Source organism: Pseudomonas sp. YeP6b (genome assembly GCF_025642995.1).
Taxonomy (GTDB): Bacteria; Pseudomonadota; Gammaproteobacteria; order Pseudomonadales; family Pseudomonadaceae; genus Aquipseudomonas.
Genome location: NZ_CP080090.1, coordinates 6,021,114 through 6,041,371 on the forward strand (window position 1 = coordinate 6,021,114; position 20,258 = coordinate 6,041,371).

Annotated in this window: 18 protein-coding genes; 9 read left to right on the forward strand and 9 right to left on the reverse strand. The window is 62.4% G+C overall.

The window, feature by feature from the left end; genetic code table 11:
- Positions 1-50: 50 nt before the first annotated feature.
- The 3 genes from KZH41_RS27170 to KZH41_RS27180 form a co-directional block, all read right to left on the reverse strand.
- Positions 51-662: a PolC-type DNA polymerase III gene (locus tag KZH41_RS27170; RefSeq protein WP_094953633.1), complete on the reverse strand. Its 612-nt coding sequence runs from the start codon at positions 660-662 to the stop codon at positions 51-53.
- A 42-nt stretch (positions 663-704) separates the two neighbouring features.
- Positions 705-1,181 carry an NYN domain-containing protein gene (locus KZH41_RS27175; RefSeq protein WP_083356641.1) on the reverse strand — a complete coding sequence of 159 codons (477 nt, stop codon included), beginning with the start codon at positions 1,179-1,181 and terminating at the stop codon, positions 705-707.
- Between the two features lie 117 nt (positions 1,182-1,298).
- Positions 1,299-2,057 carry a DUF2076 domain-containing protein gene (locus KZH41_RS27180; protein WP_094953632.1) on the reverse strand — a complete coding sequence of 253 codons (759 nt, stop codon included), beginning with the start codon at positions 2,055-2,057 and terminating at the stop codon, positions 1,299-1,301.
- A 180-nt stretch (positions 2,058-2,237) separates the two neighbouring features.
- Here KZH41_RS27180 and KZH41_RS27185 point away from each other — a divergent pair, with 180 nt between their 5' ends.
- Together KZH41_RS27185 and KZH41_RS27190 are read left to right on the forward strand one after the other, a co-directional pair.
- Entirely contained in the window at positions 2,238-2,897 is a 660-nt protein-coding gene (locus tag KZH41_RS27185) for a YciC family protein (protein ID WP_094953638.1), read from the forward strand.
- Between the two features lie 39 nt (positions 2,898-2,936).
- Positions 2,937-4,025 carry an endonuclease/exonuclease/phosphatase family protein gene (locus KZH41_RS27190; protein WP_242152839.1) on the forward strand — a complete coding sequence of 363 codons (1,089 nt, stop codon included), beginning with the start codon at positions 2,937-2,939 and terminating at the stop codon, positions 4,023-4,025.
- 138 nt (positions 4,026-4,163) lie between these two features.
- Here the strand turns inward: KZH41_RS27190 and hrpB are convergent, their stop codons facing one another.
- The gene (gene hrpB, locus KZH41_RS27195; protein WP_094953630.1) at positions 4,164-6,671 is read right to left on the reverse strand and encodes an ATP-dependent helicase HrpB; all 2,508 of its coding nucleotides are present in this window, start codon (positions 6,669-6,671) and stop codon (positions 4,164-4,166) included.
- A gap of 252 nt (positions 6,672-6,923) precedes the next feature.
- Between hrpB and KZH41_RS27200 the strand changes: the two genes are divergently transcribed.
- Both KZH41_RS27200 and KZH41_RS27205 read left to right on the forward strand, forming a co-directional pair.
- Entirely contained in the window at positions 6,924-7,343 is a 420-nt protein-coding gene (locus KZH41_RS27200) for a polyribonucleotide nucleotidyltransferase (protein ID WP_094951276.1), read from the forward strand.
- Positions 7,344-7,352: 9 nt separating this feature from the next.
- Positions 7,353-8,255, forward strand: a complete 903-nt coding sequence (locus KZH41_RS27205) for a cation diffusion facilitator family transporter (RefSeq protein WP_242152842.1) — start codon at positions 7,353-7,355, stop codon at positions 8,253-8,255.
- A 28-nt stretch (positions 8,256-8,283) separates the two neighbouring features.
- Here KZH41_RS27205 and KZH41_RS27210 read toward each other — a convergent pair whose 3' ends face one another.
- Positions 8,284-9,348, reverse strand: a complete 1,065-nt coding sequence (locus KZH41_RS27210) for a DUF6515 family protein (protein ID WP_242152844.1) — start codon at positions 9,346-9,348, stop codon at positions 8,284-8,286.
- A 444-nt stretch (positions 9,349-9,792) separates the two neighbouring features.
- On the opposite strand from KZH41_RS27210, the gene KZH41_RS27215 reads away from it, so the two are divergent.
- Positions 9,793-10,272, forward strand: coding sequence for an Lrp/AsnC family transcriptional regulator (locus tag KZH41_RS27215; protein WP_003194418.1), 480 nt, complete (start codon positions 9,793-9,795; stop codon positions 10,270-10,272).
- A gap of 216 nt (positions 10,273-10,488) precedes the next feature.
- Positions 10,489-10,698 carry a DUF2788 domain-containing protein gene (locus KZH41_RS27220; RefSeq protein ID WP_025858220.1) on the forward strand — a complete coding sequence of 70 codons (210 nt, stop codon included), beginning with the start codon at positions 10,489-10,491 and terminating at the stop codon, positions 10,696-10,698.
- On the opposite strand, the gene KZH41_RS27225 is transcribed toward KZH41_RS27220, so the two are convergent.
- The 4 genes from KZH41_RS27225 to KZH41_RS27240 form a co-directional block, all read right to left on the reverse strand.
- Positions 10,693-11,328 (reverse strand): pseudouridine synthase, encoded by a 636-nt coding sequence (locus KZH41_RS27225; RefSeq protein WP_094951273.1) that lies wholly within the window; start codon positions 11,326-11,328, stop codon positions 10,693-10,695. The two genes, KZH41_RS27220 and KZH41_RS27225, sit on opposite strands and share 6 nt — an antisense overlap.
- Positions 11,329-11,399: 71 nt before the next feature.
- On the reverse strand, positions 11,400-12,872 hold the full coding sequence (amn, locus tag KZH41_RS27230; RefSeq protein ID WP_164487962.1) for an AMP nucleosidase: 1,473 nt from the start codon (positions 12,870-12,872) through the stop codon (positions 11,400-11,402).
- Between the two features lie 197 nt (positions 12,873-13,069).
- A complete protein-coding gene (locus KZH41_RS27235; protein WP_094951271.1) occupies positions 13,070-14,725 on the reverse strand; it encodes an acyl-CoA dehydrogenase family protein in 1,656 nt (551 codons plus the stop codon).
- Between the two features lie 89 nt (positions 14,726-14,814).
- Positions 14,815-17,193, reverse strand: a complete 2,379-nt coding sequence (locus KZH41_RS27240; RefSeq protein WP_094951270.1) for a hybrid sensor histidine kinase/response regulator — start codon at positions 17,191-17,193, stop codon at positions 14,815-14,817.
- A gap of 286 nt (positions 17,194-17,479) precedes the next feature.
- Here KZH41_RS27240 and KZH41_RS27245 point away from each other — a divergent pair, with 286 nt between their 5' ends.
- The 3 genes from KZH41_RS27245 to hemL are packed head-to-tail and all read left to right on the forward strand — an operon-like array spanning position 17,480 to position 20,223.
- Positions 17,480-18,277, forward strand: coding sequence for a hydroxymethylpyrimidine/phosphomethylpyrimidine kinase (locus KZH41_RS27245; RefSeq protein WP_263274040.1), 798 nt, complete (start codon positions 17,480-17,482; stop codon positions 18,275-18,277).
- 21 nt (positions 18,278-18,298) lie between these two features.
- On the forward strand, positions 18,299-18,928 hold the full coding sequence (gene thiE, locus KZH41_RS27250; protein WP_242152853.1) for a thiamine phosphate synthase: 630 nt from the start codon (positions 18,299-18,301) through the stop codon (positions 18,926-18,928).
- Positions 18,929-18,939: 11 nt separating this feature from the next.
- The gene (hemL, locus tag KZH41_RS27255; RefSeq protein WP_094951267.1) at positions 18,940-20,223 is read left to right on the forward strand and encodes a glutamate-1-semialdehyde 2,1-aminomutase; all 1,284 of its coding nucleotides are present in this window, start codon (positions 18,940-18,942) and stop codon (positions 20,221-20,223) included.
- Positions 20,224-20,258 lie beyond the last annotated feature (35 nt).

Below are 20,258 nucleotides of genomic sequence, written 5' to 3' on the forward strand. Positions count from 1 at the left end.
CGTCACAGGAGGCGTTCCCACGCAGAGCGTGGGAACGATCATCGCAAGGTTTAGAACCCGCGATGCTTCTTCAGGTGTTCATTGATCTTCGCCGCCGGCACTTTCTGCAAGGTGCACAGCAGGTCGTGGGACAGTTCGCGCAACCCATGCGTACCGCGCAATTGCTCGGCCAGGTGCGCCGTGAGGTTGGCCGCCATTTCCGCATCCGCCATCGCCCGGTGAGCCTTGCCGGTGTGGGGCAGTTGGGCGTAGCTGTTGAGGGTGCCGAGCTTGTGGTTCGGCGCCGCCGGCATCAGGCGACGGGCCAATAACAGAGAGCAGGCGAATTTTTGCAGACGGGTGCGGCGGATCAGGCCCAGTTCGAAGTCCCAGAACTTCTGGTCGAACGCGGCGTTGTGCGCCAGCAGTGGCGTGGTGCCGACGAATTCGTTGACTTCGTTCATCACCCGCTCGGCCGGTGGCGCGCTGCGCAACATGGCGTTGCTGATGCCGGTGAGTTGCTCGATAAAGCCCGGCACGCGCACGCCTGCATTCATCAGGCTCTGGTAGCGGTCCACGATTTGGCCACGCTCGAGGATAACCACCGCGATTTCCGTGGCCCGGCAGTGGTTGCTCGGGGTGATGCCGGTGGTTTCAAAGTCGATGACCGCTATACGTTCCAAACCTGTTCCAACTCCGTCTAACAATTTATTGAGCCACCGCGCTTATTTGAGCAGCAGCGCGCCTTCGATCGGCACGTAGCGGCTGGCCGCGCGTATCAGTGAGTTGGCCGTTAGCCCCGGCACGCCGTAGGCGACGGCTTCGACGCCATGCTTTTGGATGATGCGGTCGAGCAGCATGTCGAAATCACCGTCGCCGGAGGCCAGCACCACTTCGTCGACGTGGTCGGCGGCGTCCATGATGTCGAGGGTGATGCCCACGTCCCAGTCGCCCTTGGCCGAGCCGTCGGCGCGCTGAATGTACGGTTTGAGTTTTACCGTAAAGCCCAGGTTGCGCAGGATCTGCTGGAATTGCTGCTGCTTGCTGTCGCCACGGTCGATGGCATAGGCATAGGCCTCGACGATCTGGCCGCGCGAACTGATGTCAGCCCACAGGGCCGCATAGTTGAAGTGGCAGCCGTAGGCCTGGCGCACGGTGTAGTAGAGGTTTTGTACATCGGCGAACACCGCAATTTTCTTCACCGCACTTCCTCATGACAGCCAGGCGCCAGCGCCCGGAAAGGCGCCAGTATGCCAGCCATGGGAAAGTTTCAGCGAAAAATCAGCCCGGGGCGACGAAGCGCCCCGGTTGAGTGCGGGTCAGACGAAGGAATCGTCGTCGCCAAAAGAGGAGGAATCGTCGGCATAGTCGTTGTCGGCGAAGCTGTCGGAGTTGTCGCTGCCCCAATTGTCATTGCCGGCAAACTGCTGGTCATCGTTGCCGCCGCTGCTGTTGTCACTGGCGGGCGCCGGCTCTTCGCGGATGATTTCTTCCACCACTTGCGGCTGTTGCGAGTTGTGGTTGAACAAGCTGCTGATGCCTTCGGCTAGCATCACACCACCGGCCACGCCAGCGGCGGTTTTCAGCGCGCCACCGAGGAAGCCGCTGCCAATGGGCGCTGCGGGTGGTTGCTGGTAATTCTGCTGCGGGGCGCCGTAGTTCTGCTGCTGCGGCGCAGGCTGGCCAAACTGAGGCCGCGCCGGTTCACGCCAGCCACCCGATGAAGGCGGAGCGCTTTGTGCGGGCTGCGAATCGCGAGAACCGCCGCCGCCAAAGATGCTCGACAGAAACCCGCCGCTGCTCGGTGCAGGCTGCGCAGTTTGTGATTTGGCCTGCTGCAACTCGTCCTGCAACTGCTGGATCTGCTGCGCCTGTTGCTTATTCTGCGCGTCGAGGCTTTTGATCGCGTGCTCTTGCACCAGGATCGACTGGGTCATGTAATACCCGGCGGCCGGTTGGCGAGTCATGTGCTCCTTGATCCGCGCTTCGGCCAGGGCGTCGCGGGGGGCTGAGTCCGTTTCGGCTTGCTGCAACCGTGAAAACAGTCCGTCGATCAGGGTTTGCTCTTCGCTGTTCATGGCGACCTCGTTAGATTGCCGGTAAAAATCATGGGCCCGCCTGTACTCAAGCGAGCTACGCGCTAGTTATGGGGCTGTTACCAGACGTTTCAATGGTCTTTACGCAAGGTTTACGTTTGCTTACGGCTAGTCATGATCGGTTAAAGTGTGGGCCTTGCTTTTAGGCCTGTGATGAACCTGATGAATCCGTTAGACGTATTGCGCGACTCCTTCCGTTTCACCCAACGCAACCTGGGCGCCATCGTCCAGCTGTGCCTGCCGTTGGTGATCCTCGAAGCCCTGCTGCAGCAAGTGCTCGACCACACGCTGGGCCCGGATGCCTTCCCCGGTTACAGCGTCATCGTGGGGTTGTTGGTGTACCCACTGTACACCGGCGCGCTGATCCTGTTTCTCGATGCACGTACCCGTGGCGAGTCGCCAAGCACTAAAGCTGTGTGGGCCATGGCCTTGGCCCTGTGGCCACGTTACGCCCTGCTGACGGCACTCAGCACGTTGCTGATCCTGTTGGGCCTGTCGCTGTATTTCCTGCCGGGCCTGTGGCTGATGGTGGTGCTGGCGTTTGCCGAATACCTATTGGTGCTGCGCGGCATGCCGGCGCTGGAGGCAATGAAGGAAAGCTTTCGCCTGACCCGTGGGCATTTCTGGCGAATCCTGGTGTGCCTGCTGTGCGTGATGACGCCACTGTGGCTGCTCAAAGGCGCCAGCGTAGCGGCCTACCCTGATCCTGCGCCGCTGCTGGGCGTACTGATCGACAGCGCCCACAGCTTCCTGCAACTGTTTACCAGCGTGGTGCTATTCCGTTTATTCATGCTGATCGGTGGCGATGCCGACGCGCGGTGATATGCTCCTGCCACTCCTGAAACGCCATAAGCCGAGCCGATGACCCGTTTATTGCGCATCACCCTGTTTAGCCTGTTGATCATCGCGGCCCTGCTCACGGCCCTGATCTACAGCCTGACCTGGCGCCCCGCCGACAAAGAAACCCTGCCCGTGAGCTGCGTCGCGCCCCGTGCGCCGACCTTGCTGCCCGGGCAGGCGCTCAAGGTCATGACCTGGAACGTGCAATACCTAGCCGGCAAGAACTACGTGTTCTGGTACGACACCGCCAACGGCAGCGGCCCGGACGACCGCCCCACCGTGGAAGACATGGCCTCAAGCCTGGACGAAGTGGCGCGGGTGATCCGCGACGAACAACCCGACATCCTGCTGTTGCAGGAGCTCGACGAAAACGCCAAACCGTCGCATTACCAGGACCAAATCGCACTGCTGCAGGAACGCCTGGTCGACCTCTACCCGTGCAGCGCCCAGGCCTTCGACTGGAAAGCCGACTTTGTGCCAGACCTGCATATCTTCGGCAGCGTCGGCCGCAAATTGGTGACCCTCAGCCGCTACCAGATCGAACACGCCGAACGCCTGCAACTGCCCTCGTCCCCGGCCAACTTCATCAGCCGCCAGTTCCAACCCAAGCCTGCCTTGTTGCTGACCTACCTGCCACTGAGCGATGGCGGCCAACTGGCCGTGCTCAATACCCGCCTGGATGGCGACGTGCCGGGGCGCTCAGCAGTGCAGGAGCAAGCGAAGGCCACGGTGAAGTTGCTGGACAAGTTCGAAGGCCGTGGCACGCCCTGGCTGATCGGCGGGAGTTTCAACTTGCTGCCACTGGGGCAGTTCCTGCGCCTGGATGCCAGTAAGCGCGGGCAGTATTCGCCGGACAGTGAGCTGCATTTGTTGTGGGATAAATACCCGATGATCCCGAGTAACAGTGAGTCCAGCGGGATTGACCGTGAGAAATGGCTGACGAACTTCCCGAATGACCCGAGCCTGGAAGGCCCGGATCGTACGTTGGATTACCTGTTTTACAGCCCACGGATCAAGCGGGTGGAGGCGAAGGTGCGGCAGGCGGATACGTTGCGTATCTCCAATCATTTGCCGGTGATTGCGCGGTTTCTGCTGCCGGCTGCGCAATAACCAACACCACAAAATCTATGTAGGAGCTGGCTTGTGTGGGAGCTGGCTTGCCTGCGATAGCATCGCCGCGGTGTAACTGAAAAACCGCATCGTCTGCATCGCAGGCAAGCCAGCTCCCACAGTTGTTCTTTGTCGTGGCTATTTGCGGGGTTTGATCCTCGCCGTCGCCTCCGCCACCAACGGGTCATCCGGCCAATAATGCTTCGGATACCGCCCCTTCAAATCCTTCTTCACCTCGGCATACGTGCTGCGCCAGAAGTTTGCCAGATCCTGCGTCACCTGCACCGGCCGTCGCGCCGGGGACAGCAGGTGCAACTTCACCACCTGACGCCCACCGGCAATACGCGGCGTGTCCGCCAGCCCGAACAATTCCTGCAAGCGCACCGCCAGAATCGGCGGCTGCTCGCTGTAGTCCAGGCGCACCGAGGAGCCAGACGGCACTTTCACATGCTGCGGCGCCAGCTCATCAAGGCGCTGGGGCAGCGGCCACGGCAGCAGGTTGTGCAGGAAACTGGAGATATCCAGGTTGGCGAAATGGCTCAGGCGCGAGACTTTGCCCAAGTAGGGCATCAGCCAGTGCTCCAGGCTGGCGAGCAAGGCTTTGTCGCTGATATCTGGCCATTCGCTGGTTTTGCCGGCGTCCAGCTGGCGCAGCAGCATGACGCGGGCCTGCCATTGGCGCAGTTCAGGCGTCCACGGCAGCAGCTCCAGGCCTTTGCGGCGCACCAGGTTCACCAGCGCCTGGCTGCGTGCGGACTCGTCCAGCCCAGTCAATGGTTCACGGCTCAGCACCAGTTCGCCGACTTTGCGCTGGCGTTCAGCGCGCAGTACGCCTTCACGCTCATCCCAGTCCAATTGGTCGACATTGCGCACCTGCTCGGCGAGTACGTTATCGAACAACGCTGGATCAAAATCAGCCGCGAGGTAGATGCGTTCTTCGCGCTGGCCCTGGCGGCTGCCGAGGTCGGCGATGACCAACCAGGGTTGTTTCATCAGGCTGTCGGCCTCGGCGAACAGCGCGGCGCGGCCGTTGGCCAGGCGGTATTCGGCGCCACCGGGGCGACGTTGCTGGGCGACGCGGTCCGGGTAGGCCAGCGCCAGCAAGGCGCCGAGCCAGCGTGGGTGGTCCGGGTCGGCGACGGACTGAGTCGCGTGACCTCTTAAATAGCCACGGTATTGCCGAGCCAGTTGCTTGGCTCGTTGCACGCCACCTTGGGTGCCACGCGCGCGTTCTTCGCCGGACATCAGCGCCAAGCGGCTGTGCAAATCCGCGCCGCCGCCACGCATGATGTCGCGCTCACCCAACAACGCGGCGACATCACAGGCAGTCGCCGCCAGCCCCAAGTCCTGCCCGCGCAGCAACAGGTGGGCAATACGCGGATGCGCTGGCAACTCGGCCATCTTCTGGCCATGGGCTGTGAGTTTGTCGTCATTCAAAGCGCCGAGGCGCACCAGCAAATCCTGGGCCTGGGCATACGCGGCAGTCGGCGGCACGTCCAGCCACACCAGCTGCGTGGGCGTGACGCCCCAGCGCGCCAGTTGCAAGGCCAACCCAGCGAGGTCGGCGGCGAGGATTTCCGCGCTGCCGTAGGCCGCCAAGCCTTCATGTTGGTCCTCGGACCACAACCGATAACACACGCCGGGCTCCAGGCGCCCTGCCCGACCGGCGCGCTGGGTGGCGCTGGCGCGAGAGATACGCTGAGTGTCGAGGCGGGTCATGCCGCTGCCGGGGTCGAAACGCGGCACCCGCGCTAACCCGGCGTCGATGACCACGCGCACGCCATTGATGGTCAGGCTGGTCTCGGCGATGTTGGTGGCCAGCACCACTTTGCGTTTGCCGGCCGGTGCCGGGTCGATGGCGGCGCGTTGCGCGTTGAGGTCCAACTCGCCATGCAACGGGCACAGCAGCACATCGGGGCGATCACCCAAGGCGTCGACCAACTGCTGGTTAACGCGGCGAATCTCCGCCTGCCCAGGCAGAAACACCAGAATGCTGCCGGTCTCGTCATGCACGGCGTCGAGGATAGTTTGCACTACGCGCGGCTCGATAAATTCACCGGCCTGATACGGCCGGCCCCAGCGCATCTGCACCGGGAACATGCGCCCTTCGCTGCGCAAAATCGGCGCGTCATCCAGCAGGCCGGACAGGCGCTCGCCTTCGAGGGTGGCGGACATCAGCAGGATTTTCAGCGGTTGTTCATCGCGAAACAGGTCGCGGCCGTTGAGGCTCAGGGCCAGCGCCAGGTCGGCGTCGAGGCTGCGCTCGTGGAACTCGTCGAAGATCAACAGGCCCACGCCGTCCAACGCCGGGTCGTCCTGCAAGCGGCGGGTGAGGATGCCTTCGGTGACCACTTCGATGCGCGTGTTGGGGCCGACCTTGCTGTCGAGGCGGATGCGATAACCGACGGTTTCACCGACCTTTTCACCCAGCTCACTGGCCAGGCGTTCGGCGGCGGCGCGTGCGGCCAGGCGGCGAGGTTCGAGCATCAGGATGGTCTGCCCGGCCAGCCACGGCTCGTTTAATAAGGCCAAGGGCACGCGGGTGGTTTTACCGGCGCCGGGCGGCGCTTCCAGCACGGCTTCATGGCGAATCGCCAAGGCGTCACGCAAGGCGGGTAAAACATCATCGATTGGCAACGAATTCATACTGGCTCCAAAGCAGAGCGGCGAGTATAACGGCGAACTGCCGGATGCCGGTGTTGGTCTCAACACCTGCACCGGCTTGGGCTGTGAATGCAGTCAACGGTGGGAGCTGGCATGCCTGCGATAGCGGTGGGTCAGCCAGCCAATGTGGCACTGATACACCGCTATCGCAGGCAAGCCAGCTCCCACATTAGAGCGGCGACGCTCCACAGAATTGTCATATAGTCCCGTATCAACCGTGTTCAGGAGATTTTCATGCGTATCGCTTCCCGTGTCATCGGCGGTGTCCTCGCCGTCAGCCTGCTGAGCCAACTGACCGCCTGCGGTTCGATTTTCTACCCGGACCGCCGGGGCCAGATCGACGGCAAGATCGACCCGACCATTGCCGTGCTCGACGCCGTGGGCCTGCTGTTCTATGTGATCCCGGGCCTGATCGCGTTTGGCGTGGACTTCGCCACCGGCGCCATCTATTTCGAGCCGGGCAAGACCGCCCAAGTCGCCCCCGAGAAACTGCGCGAAGCCATCGGCGCCGACGGCAAAGTCGACAACGCCAAGCTGCAAACCATCATCCAGAAGGAAACCGGCCGCACCCTGCCGCTGGACGACCCGCGCATGATCCAGTTCAAGGGCAGCGTGCAACAACTCGCGTCCCTGGGCCTGCAACCTGCCGCTTAAGGACCGTTTATGACCAGTCCCGAACACGCCAGGCTCTTGCGCCTGGCCACCCGCGCCTCCGTGGGCGTGGCCTCTGCGCTGATTGTCACCAAGGCCATCGCCTGGTGGCTCAGTGGCTCGGTGAGCATGCTCGCCGGGTTGACCGACTCGCTGCTCGACGGCGTGACCTCGCTGCTGAATTTGCTCGCGGTGCATTACGCGCTGCGCCCGGCTGATGATGACCACCGCTATGGGCATGGCAAGGCTGAATCACTGGCAGGCATGGCCCAGGCGCTGTTTATCGCCGGCAGTGCGGCGTTGATCGCGTACCAGGCGTACCAACGTTTGCAGCATCCGGAACCGGTCGGCGCGCCGTGGCTGAGCATCGGTGTGATTGTGTTTTCGCTGGTGATGACCGTGGCGCTGCTGATGCTGCAACACCGGGTGATCCGCGAAACCGGCTCCAACGCGGTGCGCGCGGACTCGCTGCATTACCGCTCGGATTTGCTGCTCAACGGCAGCATCCTGATAGCGCTGGTGTTGGCAGCGTTTGGTTTCCATCAGGTGGACCCATGGTTCGGCCTGGGGATTGCCGCCTACATCCTATGGAGCGCCATCCAGATCGCCCGGGAAAGCTTTGCGGTGTTGATGGATGAGGAGCTGCCGCCGGACGTGAGCCAGCACATGCTCGAACTGGCGCAGAGTGTGCCGGGCGTGTTGGGTGCGCATGATTTGCGCACGCGCATTTCCGGCAGCCACTGGTTTGTGCAGTTGCACCTGGAATTGCCGGGGGAATTGTCGCTGTCAGTGGCCCACGGCATCAGCGATCAGGCCGCCGATGCCATTCATAAGGCCTACCCGCGCGCCGAAGTGCTGGTGCATGCGGATCCTGCGGATCAGCCACAAGGGGCAAGCGATAAGCCTCAAGCATGAAGCTGAGAGCTTGAGGCCAGCCGCTGCCCTATTGCACCTGATACCCACGACTGGTGAGGCAGTTGCCCTGGGCCTGACGGTAGGTTTGCACCACCGCAGGGTCCGGGGCGTAGGTGACGGTGCGTGGGTCGAAACCACTTTGTTGCACCGCCCAGCGATAACAATCGTAGCCGTCCTGCTGCACTTGAGCCGGTGATTGGCCGTTGGCCGGGTAGGCCACTACGTCATAACCGTTGCCTTGCGGCGCGGGCTGGGGCGTCGGCACTTCTGTTGGTGGTTGCACCACTACGTACTGCTGAGTGGCGTTTTCATAGGTGTAATACGAACCGGCCGCGAGGAAGAACAGCGCGCTGCCCACCCACACTTCCCGCGCGTAGTCGGGCAGGTATTGCACGCGGATGCCGTATGGCGGCGTCACCACCTCATAGCGCGGGCCTTGCGGGCGATACCAGTAGCCGCCGGAAAAGAAATAATCCTGGCCACGGTAAGGCACGCGGTAATTGCGGTCGGGGAAACGGTCGACCATGTAGCCCGGACGGTATTGCGGGCCAGGGCCCCAGCCATTGCCATGCCCATTCGGGCGACCTGGCCAGTGGTTGTCATTGGGGTGGCCATTGTTGAAGCCGCCACCGTTATTACCCGGGCGCGAACCTGGGCCGCCGGCCTCCCAATGCGGGTTGCCGTCGTTGCGTCGCGGGATGTCGCGGTAGTAACCCTGGCGCGGTTCTTGGGTCTGGCGCACGGTGTCCGGGCGCCCTTGGATCGGCAGGTTATTCGCAGGCGCAGGCGCTGGCCGAGTCTGCTCGGCACCTTGCGGGCGGCCTTGCCACTGCCCGCCGCCGTGCGGCTGTTGCTCGGCGCGATCAACGTGCTGGTTCTGCGGGCGCGGCGGGTTGTTTTCCGGGCGCGGTTGATTGTTCTGCGGCCGTGATTGGTTATTTTGCGGGCGCGGCTGTTCGCTACCTTGCCGTCCGCCTTCGGGACCTCTTTCATGCTGACCGCCCCCTTCAGAGCGCGGGTCGTCGGCCAATACTTGCGTGCCGACGCTCATCATCAGCAAACCTACACCTGCCATACGCCAGATGCGCTTCATGCTATTCCTCACTGCGGATAAGGGCCTAGAACGTCCGGCCTCATAGATGAGACTGGAAAAGCCCCGCCCGGTTCTGAGAGAGGTTATCAGTCACGAGCGTTATTTTCGTAGGTAAAAAACGCACACAAAAGAAAAGGGGTGACCCGTCGGCCACCCCTTGAGAATTTCGTCCGTGCTCAACGCTTTTGACGTTGGCTCACCTCACGCCGTCTTGTGGACAGTGTGCAGCCTGGAGGCCGGCTCAACCCTGTTGGGGCGGCGGCCGCAGCGGGCCTGATTGGGCTCGCTGTAAGTGGACTGTTGTCCAGGCGGTGATTCTGTTGGTAATCATAGGCTCGGCGTGCCGACAGATGATTGCGAAGATTGCGTCAATAAACAGTGCTTGCGCAATTTTTAACCCTTCATAGATAATTCACCGCAATAGTTACGACAAAGGCCAACCCAATGAGCAAGCTTGACCGATACGATCTGAGTATTTTGGCGGAATTGCAGCGCGACGCGAGGATCTCCAACCAGGAGTTGGCCGAGCGCATCGGCCTGTCGCCGTCGCCCTGCTCACGCCGGGTCAAGCAGTTGGAAGACGACGGCTACATCGCGCGCCAGGTCGCCTTGCTCGACCGCAAGATGCTCGGCCTGAGCCTCACGGCTTATGTGCTGATCGGCATGGACCGCCACACACCCGAGCGTTTCGAGAACTTCGAGGCCGCCATCCGCACCCTGCCGCAAGTGCTGGAGTGCAGTTTGGTGACCGGGATGGATGCTGACTATCAGTTGAAAGTGGTGGTGCCGGACATGGACCACTACCAGAAACTGCTGCTGGGGCATTTGACCCGTATTGAAGGCGTGACCAGCGTGCGCTCGAGCTTTGTGCTCAACCAGGTGCTCAACAGCACCGAGCTGCCGCTGACGCACCTGCGTACCTGATCTCAAGAGCACTGAAGATCAACTGTGGGAGCTGGCTTGCCTGCGATGTAGACAACTCGGGGTGTCAGCCAGCCCCAGTTGATGCCATCGCAGCGGTGCGGCGATCCGACAAGCCAGCTCCCACATTGACCGCGTCAAGACCCAGGTCAATGTTGCGTCTGTGACGCTGCCGTATACTTGCCCGCCTGCCTTTGTCGGAAAAAACCCATGAACAACATCGACCCCGCCCTGTTTGAAGAATGGATGATGACCGGCCTGGTCACCCTCCTGATCATTTTCATGGGCTTTATCGTCTGGGACCTGGCGAAGAAATCCAAAGCCGGGCGCTTTGGCTCGTTCATCCTGTTCTTCGTGCTGGGCCTGGGCGTGGCCGCGTTCATCATCAAGAGCGTGGTGATCGGCCTGATCGAGTCCGGCGCCCTATAACCGCGCCGGCACTTCCTTCCATTGGCCTTGGTCCAGGCCATCAATCGACCAGTCACCAATTCGCACGCGCACCAGACGCAAGGTCGGTAAACCCACCGCCGCCGTCATGCGCCGTACTTGGCGGTTACGCCCCTCACGAATCACCAACTCCAGCCAATGCGTCGGCACACTTTTGCGAAAGCGCACCGGCGGGTTGCGCGGCCATAACTCAGGCTCGTCCAACTGCCGGGCCTCGGCGGGCAAGGTCATGCCGTCGTTAAGCTCCACGCCGTCACGCAGGCGTTGCAGTTGCTCTTCGCTCGGCTCACCTTCGACTTGCACCCAGTAGGTTTTCGCCAGTTTGTGCTTGGGGTCGGCAATCCGCGCCTGTAGCTGGCCGTCGTTGGTCAGCAGCAACAAGCCTTCGCTGTCACGGTCCAGGCGGCCGGCCGGGTAAATGCCGGGGATGTCGATAAAGTCCTTGAGGGTCGCGCGCCCGCCTTCGTCGCTGAACTGGGTCAGCACGTCGAAGGGTTTATTGAACAGGACCAATTTCGGCTCGGCCGGAGGCGCCTTGGCAACGCGACGCGCGGCAGAATGCGGAGGCTTCACGCCAGGGCGGCGCGAATCGGGACGGGTGGGACGGGACATGGCAAAGGAACATCTAACGGTCAGGACCGACAATGCTAGTGGCCTGACCGCTAAATAACCATCCCAACCGCTTAGCGGAACGGCGGCTCGTCGAAGCTGCGCAGTTTGCGCGAGTGCAGCGAGTTGAGTTCGGTGCGCAACAAATCCACCGCCTCGATGCCGATCTTCAAGTGCTGGCTGACCGCACGCTCATAGAACGCGTTGGCCGAACCCGGCAGCTTGATCTCGCTGTGCAGCGGTTTGTCCGATACGCACAACAAGGTGCCGTACGGCACGCGCAGGCGGTAACCCTGGGCGGCGATGGTGCCGCTTTCCATGTCCACGGCCACGGCGCGGGACAGGTTGATCAGCGGGCGTTCCTGGGCCCAACGCAGTTCCCAGTTACGGTCGTCGTAGGTCAACACAGTGCCGGTGCGCAGGCGCTTTTTCAGCTCTTCGCCTTTTTCGCCGGTGACGTTGGCCGCCGCTTGCTGCAAGGCCATCTGCACTTCGGCCAGGGCCGGGATCGGGATGTTCGGCGGCACTACGCGGTCGAGAATCCCGTCGCGGCGCATGTAGGCGTGGGCCAATACATAGTCGCCGATGGTCTGGGATTGGCGCAGGCCGCCACAGTGGCCGATCATCAGCCAGCAATGCGGGCGCAGCACGGCCAGGTGGTCGGTGATGTTCTTGGCGTTGGACGGGCCGACGCCAATATTCACCAGTGTCACGCCGTGGCCGTCGGTGGCCTGCAGGTGGTAGGCCGGCATCTGGTAACGGTGCCAGACCACACCGGCAGCAATCGCCGAGGCTTCGCCGTGGTCCATGCTTTTGTCGATGATCACGTTGCCCGGCAGCACCATGCGGATAAACCGTGGGTCACTGCGCAACTGCTCCAGGCCATGCAAGATGAACTGGTCGACATAGCGGTGGTAGTTGGTCAGCAAAATCCAAGGCTGCACATGGCGCCAGTCGCTGCCGGTGTAGTGCACCAGGCGGCGCAGGGAAAAGTCCACGCGGGCCGCATCGAACAGCGCGAGCGGCAGCGGGTCGGTGTTTTCCCAGTCGTAGAGGCCATCGGCAATGCCGTCGGTGGCGGCGGACAGGTCGGTGCTGGGGAACACGCGGGCCAGGGTCGCGGCGGTCACGCCGGAACCGGCCAGTTCGTCGCCCTGCTCCACCACGTACGGGTACGGGATATTCTGTTGGCTCACGCCGACTTCCACCGTCACGGTGAAGTCGTGCATCAGCGGCACCAGTTGCTCCAGCAGATACTTACGGAACGCGGCCGGATGAGTGACGGTGACGCTGTAGGTGCCCGGCAATTGGACCTTGGCATACGCCCGAGTGGTCTGTGGGACTTCGCCGTGGCAGTGGTAGGTCAGGCGCAGCTCCGGGTAGCGAAACAGTGCGCGTTGTGCGGCATCAGGTTCGACGCGGTCCTTGAGGTATTGCTTGAGGGCTTGATTGAGCGCGCCGGTAGCACGCTCATGAAGAGCCGCCAGCCGGTCCACGGCTTCTTCGGCGGTTTGAACAACAACAAAAGCTTCGGTCACGGTAAGCATCCTGTGTTCTGACTTGCAGGCCTTTATCTTGCCTGTATCCCGGCCAGACGCAAACTTTGAATTGGAGTACTTATCTCAAGAGGCGTGCAATCCCTGTGGGAGCCGGGCTTGCCCGCGATGGCGGTGGGTCATTGATACATCTGGGGGCTGGCACACCGCTATCGCAGGCAAACCAGCTCCCACATTTTGAACCGTGTTTATTCAGAAATATGGGGCGTGGAACGGGCGACGATCGCCTCCACATCCACACCACGCGGCAAGGTGCCATACACCCGGCCGGACGACTCACCCAAGCGGCTGGCAATAAACCCATCACTGACCGCCGCGTTCCCGGCCTCCAGCAACAACTTGGCCTGCAACGCCACGGCAATATCCTCGGTCAGTTGCCGCGCGCGGTATTGAATATCCTGGGTATCCATAAACGCCGACTTAAGCTGCTCGATATGCCGCGCCAGTTGCTTGTCGCCCTGCCCATCGCCCAGTTCGACAAACAACGCCTCCAGCACACCCGGCTCTTTGGACAGCGCCCGCAGCACGTCCAGGCACTGCACATTGCCGGAGCCTTCCCACGTCGAATTCACCGGCGCCTCACGGTACAGGCGCGGCAGGATGCTGTCCTCTACATACCCGGCACCGCCCATGCACTCGGCGGCTTCGTTGATCATTGCCGGCGCGCGTTTGCAGATCCAATACTTGCCCACCGCCGTCACCAGCCGGGCGAATTTGGCTTCCTGCTCGTTATCGAGGTGATCCAGCGCGCGGCCCATGCGCATGCTCAAGGCCAGGGACGCCTCGCTTTCCAGAGCCAGGTCGGCCAGTACGTTTTGCATCAGCGGCTGTTCGTTGAGAATGCGCCCGCCGACCAGGCGATGCGCACAATGATGGCTGGCCTGGGTCAGCGCCTGGCGCATCAAAGCGCTGGAGCCGACCATGCAGTCAAAGCGGGTCATGGCGACCATTTCGATAATGGTCGGCACGCCACGGCCTTCTTCGCCGATCATCCAGGCCAGCGCGCCGCGAAACTCCACTTCGCTGGAGGCGTTGGAGCAATTGCCGAGTTTGTTTTTCAGGCGCTGGATGTAGAACTCGTTGCGCGTGTCATCCGGGCGGTGCCGAGGCAGTAAGAAACAGGTCAGGCCTTTGTCGGTCTGCGCCAGCGTGAGGAACGCATCGCACATCGGCGCCGAGCAGAACCACTTGTGCCCAACCAGTTCATAGGCTTGCCCGGGGCCGCCCGTGCCCACGGGATAAGCACGGGTGGTGTTGGCGCGCACGTCGGTGCCGCCCTGTTTCTCGGTCATGGCCATGCCGATGGTGGCGCCAGCCTTGTGGGCGATGCCGACATTGCGCGGGTCGTATTCGGTAGTGAGGATTTTCGGCAGCCAGGTCTGCGCCAGATCCGGCTGCAGGCGCAGGGCCGGTACGCAGGCGAAAGTCATGGTCAGCGGGCAGCCGGTGCCGGCTTCGGCCTGGCTGTGCAGGTAAGTCATGGCGGCGCGGGCTACGTGGGCACCGGACTGCGGATGCGCCCACGGCAACGACGGCAGACCATGCTCAACGGCGGTGCGCATCAGGTCGTGGTAAGCCGGGTGAAACTCCACCCGATCGATGCGATGACCATAACGGTCATGGCTGTTGAACACCGGTTTATTCTGGTTCGCCAGGAACCCGGCCTCCATCAGCGGCCCACCCGCCAGCGCCCCATAAGCCTCGATACGCGCTTCGGCCCAGCCGGCGCCGAAGCGGCGCGACCAGTCTTGCAAGGGCAAGTCGATGCGGTACAGGTTAGTGCCGTCCAAGGACGGTGGCTGATTGGTGACGTCGTGGGTTTCGGCGAACGGGTGCAGGTTCATGACGGGGCTCCTGAAAAAAGGCCGCGTGCAGTTGAGGCCTGAATTTCAGTTAAGCACCGTCATCGGCGTTAAAAAAGTGGCATAGCCGCCTAAAGCTCGGCGCTTTCGCCCTCGAGCGGGCACAGCAAGCGCCGCTCCAGCACGGCTTGCAACGCGTCGAAACGCACGGGTTTGGCCAGCCGATCAGTGATGCCGATGCCATGGCAGCGCTCACGCTCCGACACATTCAGTGACGTACTCAGGGCGATCACCGGCAGTTCGCCACAGCCCGGCAACGCTCGTATCTGACAGCACAACGAGAAACCGCCTTCAGGCACATCCAACAACACCGCATCGAAGGGTTCACTCTGCAACATCGCCAGCGCGGACGGGCCGTTATCCACCGCTTTCACCCGGTAGCCCAACTTGAGCAACATGCCGCGCACTGCCAATTGGCCCACGCTGTTGTCGTCCACCAACAGCACCGTGCACTCGTGGGGCGCACGTTGCGTGAAGGGCCCGTGGGTCGCCGCCTTGGGCTCGGGCGGCACCGGGTTCACGCTCACCTCCAACTGGAAGCGGCTGCCCTTGCGCGGTTCGGAATGATGGGTCAGGCGCCCACCGAGCAGTTCGATCAACTGCCGGCAAATCGCCAGGCCGATGCCCATGCCGCCATATTCGCGGGTGGTCGAGCCGTCGAGCTGGAAGAAGCGTTGGTACAGCGTGGCCTCGTCAAGGAAAGCAAAGCCGATCCCGCTGTCGGTCACGATAAAGCTCAGGCGCAAGCTGCCATCACTGTGTGGAACACCCACCACACGCACGCGCACGGCGCCTTTGTGGGTAAATTTGAAGGCGTTGTCGAGCAGGCAGTCCAGGCACTGGATCAGCTTGTCGGCGTCGCCGATCACCCGGTCCGGCAGTTCATCCGCCACGTCGATGGAAAACTCCAAGCCTTTGCTCTGCGCACTGGCACTGAACTGCTGTCGCAAGGTGTCGAGGGCGCCACGCAGGCTGAACACTTGGGGCTGGGCGCTCAGGCGCCCGGCTTGCAGTTCGGTCAGGGTGAGAATCCCGTTGACCATGCGCATCATGTCCCGCGCCGAGCCGGCGGCGGTTTGCTGGTACTGCGCCAGGTCATCGTCCAGCGGCACGGTTTGCATCAGCTCCAAGGAGCCGATCACGCCGTTCATCGGGGTGCGCAATTCGTGGGTCAGGGTGGCGAGGAATTCGTCCTTGAGACGGTTACTGCGGGCCAATTGCTGGTTGAGCACTTCGAGCTTCTGGCTGGCGTCGAACAGGATCTGCGCCTGCTGCTCGCGCATGCCGTTGATGCGGTCGGCCAGGGCCAGGGACAGCAGCGCCACTTCAATCGCCGAGCCAAGCTGGCTGGCGTACATGGTGAGGAACATATTGGGCAAGTAGCCCAACACCATCAGGGTGTTGACCACCCCACCGAGCAGGAACGCCGACCAGGCGATGATGAAGTAGCGCGCCATACGCTGGCCGCAATACCAGGCCTTGATGGCGGCGACGAAGATGGTCACGGTAAACACCAGCGCCAAACCGGTGGCCAGGCGCAGGGCCACGGCGTAGCTGGTCAGCAGCGCCAACACCATCACCGCCGCGCCGCCGGCCGCCAGCGCCAGCAATATCCGGTCGAGCCAGCGGCTGTGCTGCGCGGTGTGCAGGAAGCTGCGCGCAAACAGGCTGCCAAACAGCGCCGCCGACCCGATCAGGAACGGCACCGCCGCATTCGCCCACCAGGGGTTGTTGGGCCAGAAGTACTCCACGGCCACGCCATTGACCGACAGTTGGTACAGGCCGAACGAGGCGATATAGAGGATGTAATACAGGTAGCTGGTGTCACGCACGCTCAGGTAGATGAACAGGTTGTAGACCAGCATTCCCAGCAACACACCGTAGATTGCGCCCAGCACATACAGGCGCAGCGGCTGCTCTTCCATGTAGGCCGTGGCAGACCAGAGCGTCAACGGAGCCTGAATCGAGCCTTGGCTTTGCAGGCGCAGGTACACCGTTTGATGCTGGTCGGGCACAAAGTTGAGCTTGAACAGGTAGTTGCTCTGGCGCACTTCACGGCTGGCAAACGGCAACGCGCTTCCGGTGCGGGTGGTCAGCCGGAAGTTGCCGGTGCCATCGTTCTGGTACAGGTCCAGCCGGTTCAGCGGTGGGTACGCCAGTTCCAGGAACCAGGTGCGCGGGGCGCGGGCCTCAGTGGCGGTGTAATGCAGGTCGACCTTGAGCCAGAACACCGAGCGCGAATAGCCGGCATTAAGGGTGGCTTTGTCATGGGTCCTGAATTGGGCGGCGTAAGCGGGGGAACTGACTTGGGCGATGGTGAGGGCGTCGGAGGGGTCTTCGAGCACTTGCATGACCCGGCCCAGCGGCAGGCTTCGAGTGCTCTGGTTGAACTCGACGGCGCCGGCGAGCATCGGCAGCCCGCACAATAATAAAATCAGCAAATAGCGCATAGAGCCCCAGCGTGGCCTGTCCGGTTATGTCAAATGCCCCCATTCCTTTTGAGAAGACGTATACCGGCGATACAGTAAGTTATTTGGATCCACTCTAGCATAGCCGTTGGAGGCCATTGGACACCATTGAAATAATTTTTTGAAAGGCTCTAGAACAAGGCTTTCAGCACGTTTATGAAGCAATACTCGATACTAGCCAACAGCCATAATCGCGCCTGAATAGCGGCGAAATTCAGCCTTCGCCAGACGGCCACGCCAAAAGCGTTTGGTGGTAAGCTCGCGCACCATGAATATCTACAGCTCTCGCCCTGTTGTTCTCTGTCTCTCCGGCCATGATCCCAGTGGTGGCGCCGGCTTGCAGGCAGATATCGAAGCCCTGCTCGCCCAAGGTTGTCATGCGGCCGCGGCCGTCACTGCCTTGACTGTGCAGAACACCGTCAATGTCAGCGATTTCCGCGTGCTCGACCGCGAGTGGGTACTGGCCCAGGCCAATGCCGTGCTCAGCGACTCCGAAGTCGCGGCGGTCAAGCTCGGCATGCTCGGCTCCACCGTGATGGTCGACACCGTGGTCGAACTGCTGCAGGCGCACCCGCACCTGCCGGTGGTATGCGACCCGGTGCTGCGGGCCGGCGGCGGTGGCAGCCTGGGCAAGGACGAAGTCGGCTATGCCATGCGCGAGCGGCTGTTGCCGTTGTCGTTGATCGCCACACCAAACCTGCCTGAAGCGCGCATCCTCGCCGAGTTGCCTGAAGGCACTGCGGACGAATGCGCCGAGAAACTGCTGCCGTTCATCAAACACCTGCTGATCACTGGCGGCCACGGCGACGAGCATCAAGTGCACAACCGCCTGTACAGCCGCGACGGCACGCGCCAGACCTTTACCTGCCAGCGCCTGCCCGGCAGCTATCACGGCTCGGGCTGCACACTTGCCAGTGCACTGGCCGGGCGCATCGCCCAGGGCGAAGGCCTGGTCAGCGCCGTGCAATCCGCGCTCAACTACACGTGGCGCACCCTGCGTGACGCCGAACAACTCGGCCAGGGCCAATTCGTGCCGCGCCGTTTGCCGCTGGATTTCTGCTCTTAAACAGCAAAAGAGGCCTGCCCGATGAAACTACGTGGCCTGTACGCCATTACCGACAGCCAACTGTTGGCCGGCAAATTCCTCGCCTATGTCGAAGCGGCATTGGACGGCGGCGTGACCTTGCTGCAGTACCGCGATAAAAGCAGCGACGAAGCCCGCCGCCTGCGTGAAGCGGAAAAACTGCGCGAGCTGTGCTCGCGCTACAAAACTCAGCTTATTATCAATGACGACGCCGAACTGGCCGCGCGCCTGGGCGTCGGCGTGCACCTGGGCCAAACCGACGGCCCGCTGACCCCGGCCCGCGCTTTGCTCGGTTCCAAAGCGATCATCGGCGCCACCTGCCACAGCCAGATCGAACTGGCCGAGCAGGCCGCCAAAGAAGGCGCCAGCTACGTTGCCTTTGGTCGCTTCTTTAATTCCAACACTAAGCCCGGCGCACCTGCCGCCACCGTTGAGATGCTGGCCCAGGCCCGCGCGCGCTTGCACTTGCCGATCTGCGTGATCGGCGGCGTCACCCTGGAGAACGCCGAACCACTGGTGGCCCACGGTGCTGACCTGCTCGCCGTGGTGCACGGCCTGTTTGGTGCCGACAGCACCCAGGAAGTCACGCGCCGCGCCCGCGCATTCAACGATCTTCTTAAAATTTCAGTTTAGAGAGCCCGACCATGTCCCGTTCCGAAACCCTGTTTGCCAATGCCCAGAAACACATCCCCGGCGGTGTGAATTCCCCCGTGCGTGCGTTCAAGAGCGTGGGCGGCACGCCGCTGTTCTTCAAGCATGCCGAAGGCGCCTACGTCACCGACGAGGATGACAAGCGCTACGTTGACTATGTCGGTTCCTGGGGCCCGATGATCCTCGGCCACAGCCACCCGGACGTGCTCGACGCGGTGCGTCAGCAGTTGCAACACGGCCTGTCCTACGGCGCACCGACCGCCATGGAAACCGAGATGGCCGATTTGGTGTGCTCGATCGTGCCGTCGATGGAAATGGTGCGCATGGTCAGCTCCGGCACCGAAGCGACCATGAGTGCAATTCGCTTGGCCCGTGGTTTTACCGGCCGCGACAGCATCATCAAGTTCGAAGGCTGCTACCACGGCCACTCCGACAGCCTGCTGGTGAAAGCCGGTTCCGGCGCACTGACCCAGGGCGTGCCAAGCTCGGCCGGCGTACCGGCGGCCTTCGCCAAGCACACCCTGACCCTGCCGTTCAACGACAGCGCCGCCGTCGAGCAGATGCTCAGCGAAGTCGGCCAAGAGGTGGCGTGCATCATCGTCGAGCCGGTGGCCGGCAACATGAACTGCGTACCGCCTGCACCGGGCTTCCTCGAAGCCCTGCGCGAACAGTGCGACAAGCATGGTGTGGTGTTGATTTTCGACGAAGTGATGACCGGTTTCCGTGTCGCCCTCGGTGGCGCCCAAGCTTACTACGGCGTCACGCCAGACCTGAGCACCTTCGGCAAGATCATCGGTGGCGGCATGCCAGTGGGCTGCTTCGGCGGCAAGCGCGAAATCATGCAGCACATCGCGCCACTGGGCCCGGTGTACCAGGCAGGCACCTTGTCGGGTAACCCACTGGCCATGGCCGCCGGCCTGACCACCCTGCGCCTGATCAGCCGCCCGGGCTTCCACGCCGAGCTGACCGACTACACCACTCGCCTGCTCGATGGCCTGCAACAGCGCGCCGATGCTGCCGGCATCCCGTTTGTCACCACCCAGGCCGGCGGTATGTTCGGCCTGTACTTCAGTGACGCCGACGATATCGTCACCTTTGATGACGTGATGGGCAGCGACGCGGACATGTTCAAACGCTTCTTCCACTTGATGCTGGAAGGCGGCGTTTACCTGGCGCCGAGCGCCTTCGAAGCCGGCTTCACCTCGATCGCCCATGGCGATGCAGAGTTGAAACTGACCCTGGATGCTGCCGAGCGCGCCTTCGCCGCCCTGAAATAAGCGACATAAAAATCTGACGTTGCCCTTGGTGGCGT